The sequence below is a fragment of the Leisingera sp. McT4-56 genome (assembly GCF_020514995.1).
GTDB classification, from domain to species: domain Bacteria; phylum Pseudomonadota; class Alphaproteobacteria; order Rhodobacterales; family Rhodobacteraceae; genus Leisingera; species Leisingera aquaemixtae_A.
Genome location: NZ_JAJALF010000055.1, coordinates 1 through 2,482 on the forward strand (window position 1 = coordinate 1; position 2,482 = coordinate 2,482).

At 54.1% G+C, this 2,482-nt stretch carries 2 protein-coding genes and 1 pseudogene; 2 read left to right on the top strand and 1 reads right to left on the bottom strand.

Annotated features, from left to right (window positions below):
• Window positions 1–81, bottom strand: a pseudogene (locus LHL23_RS23620) (hypothetical protein); the annotation flags it as partial.
• Window positions 82–636: 555 nt separating this feature from the next.
• Here LHL23_RS23620 and LHL23_RS23320 point away from each other — a divergent pair.
• Both LHL23_RS23320 and LHL23_RS23325 read left to right on the top strand, forming a co-directional pair.
• A complete protein-coding gene (locus LHL23_RS23320; RefSeq protein WP_226431746.1) occupies window positions 637–2,160 on the top strand; it encodes a primase-helicase family protein in 1,524 nt (507 codons plus the stop codon).
• The coding region (locus LHL23_RS23325; protein WP_226431747.1) for an HNH endonuclease at window positions 2,153–2,482 on the top strand (330 nt) is incomplete at its 3' end. The genes LHL23_RS23320 and LHL23_RS23325, both read left to right, overlap by 8 nt.

Consider the following 2,482-nt stretch of genomic DNA (forward strand, 5'->3'; position numbering starts at 1 on the left):
TCTACGATTATCTTCCGCCGTGCCTTCGATCAGATGACAGGGGTTCACGCAGCGCCGGTTATGACATCGATGACGGATCACTTGGTCGCGGGTGGCGGCTGGCCTGTTGACAAGTTCAGCACCGGATGTGATTTCTCTACTTCTAAAATCATCGGATACCTAAACAACCATCGGGTATCTGACACCTTTCCGGGGCGTTTCGGAGCAGTTTCGAGCGTCCTGACCTTTAGGAGGTGGATCGGAGAAATCTGACTGCCTTTAACCGCAAGGGACAGCTACTAGGAGCTTACTTCCTTGTTAGACGGCGCTAGCACTAATCGGCGCCATCCTAGATTGGGCAATTGCCTACACTGCGGGTTAGGTCCTTCGCGGCCACACTCGCCTGGTTCATAATGAAAACAGCGCGGGTAGAAGGATCCCGACACAAGCCCTGCAACGTTTAGACCACCCAGTCTTGGGTGTTTTTAGACGTGTGCCTACGGCTTGCTGTTTCATTGCCCCTCCCCAATGAGCGCTGTCTCACCCTCCGACCTAAACTCGCGCCCAGTTTGCGCACCAATTCGCATGGAAGGAGTCCGCCTGTGGCTCAAAAAACTTCCGCAACCAAACCAACTAACCCAACAAAGGAACTAATGAATGACCTCGACTCTGAATGAACTCATCAAAGGCACTAATTCCGAGGGGTACCACCCTGCGCTGAATCGCAGTGGACGTTGGCAGAAAAAGCGCCCTAGCGCTTCCTCTGCTGAGCTTCCTGTGCAGCCTGAAATTGAGGTCATTGAGAAGGCTGACGAGCCCTCTCAAGAGGCCGGTAGCTTCGACGATCAGGTTGCCTTTCTGTGCAAGCAGATCAGCAAGTGGTTCGTCCGGACTAAGAACCATTTTCATGATGTGAGGCGACCAACTACATCGCTAACGCAGAAGGAAGTTCACACTATCTTTCTTCGCCGGATCAGGGCGCAATTCCCCTGGATCGAGCCGACCTCGGAGTTGCTCCGGGCGGTGTTTCAGCGCGCAATCGCAGAGACTCATGACGATCCTTCGCAGTCTATTCCGATCTGGAATGGTTCCATTTGCTGTTTTGCGGGAAATGCTGATGCCGTGGTCCCCGATGAGGAGCTAGTAACTCTGAACACCTGGAAAGAGCCAATTTACCGAAAGAGAACTGTCGCTGGCGGCGACACCGGGATGCTCGACGAGTTCTTGAAGCGGATCTTCCGTCACGAGGCCGATCGTCGCGTATTCAAAGACTGGCTCTCGTGGTGTCTGCAGAACGAAGCGGATAAGCCTGCTTTTGCCATGTTCCTGTACTCTCGCAGGAAGGGAACTGGGAAGAGTACGCTTTGCCAGCTGATCTCTAAGCTGTTTGGCGAAGAAAACTCGATCACTCAGAACAGCATCGCCAAGCTGGTTCAGCGGTTCAACAGACCGTTGCTAACAAGCAAGCTGGTCATCTCGGAAGAGCTCCAGCTGAAGCCCGACTCCCCACACGGCAACACCCTGAAGACGTACATTACCGAGAAGGTGACGACGTCGGAGGAGAAAGGGCAGGAGATCGAAAAGCTGAAACAGTGCTGCTGCTTCCTGTTCACGACGAACCATCTTCCTCTGTGGATTGAGGCGGATGAACGCCGTTACTACGTCATCGACGTAGACCATGATGGCCATGCCTCAGGTCCAAAGGCTGAAGAGTTTGGCGACTTCATCGCTGAGCTGATCCGCTGGATGGAAAGCGAGGACAACCTTGCTGCATTGTACAACGGCTTGATGGAGCACCGGCAGTCGAACGAGTTCAATGCTCGCTCACTGAATCTGTCGCAAATCCAAACGCCGGTCATGAAGCAGATTATGGGTGCATCTCGTGAAGTTCAGCTTGCCCGCCTGGAAGAGTATCTCGACGGCGCAGGCCGCTTTGCGCTCCCGCAGGAGGAACTGGCCAAGTGGTTCATTGAAGGCCTCAAGACAAACCAGAACCGGATTCGACACATGATGCCGGAGCTTGGTTGGCGGCCCGAGAAGGCGAAATGGGGTGGCACCGACTATGCCCGGTCTCTCTGGGTCCATCCTGACTATCAAGTAGCTGGCGGGCGTGTGCGTGGCCCTGACGGCTATGATGAACCTATTTGCCCAACTGAAGAGGAGATTGAGATCATTGAGTAAAGCCAAACTGTTCATCGCGATGGACCGGCACCAGGAATGGTACGCCGATTTGATCGCCAACCACTACGAAGCAGCCTGCGAGAAGGTAAAGGAGCTGATAGACAGTGCTAAAGAAGATGAAAACGGGTGCCTGGTCACGCCGACCGTATTGCCAAGGAAAGTCCGGTTCCGCGGTCAACAGGATCGTGCTTACCGGTTCATTTACTGTATCACTCTCCGGTTTGCCGCCACCCGCGACCAAGTGATCCGTCATCGATGTCATAACCGGCGCTGCGTGAACCCCTGTCATCTGATCGAAGGCACGGCGGAAGATAATCGTAGA

Bases quoted from the DNA above. Each gene is read 5' to 3' on its own strand.
- LHL23_RS23320 (WP_226431746.1), top strand. From the start codon at position 637: ATGACCTCGACTCTGAATGAACTCATCAAAGGCACTAATTCCGAGGGG.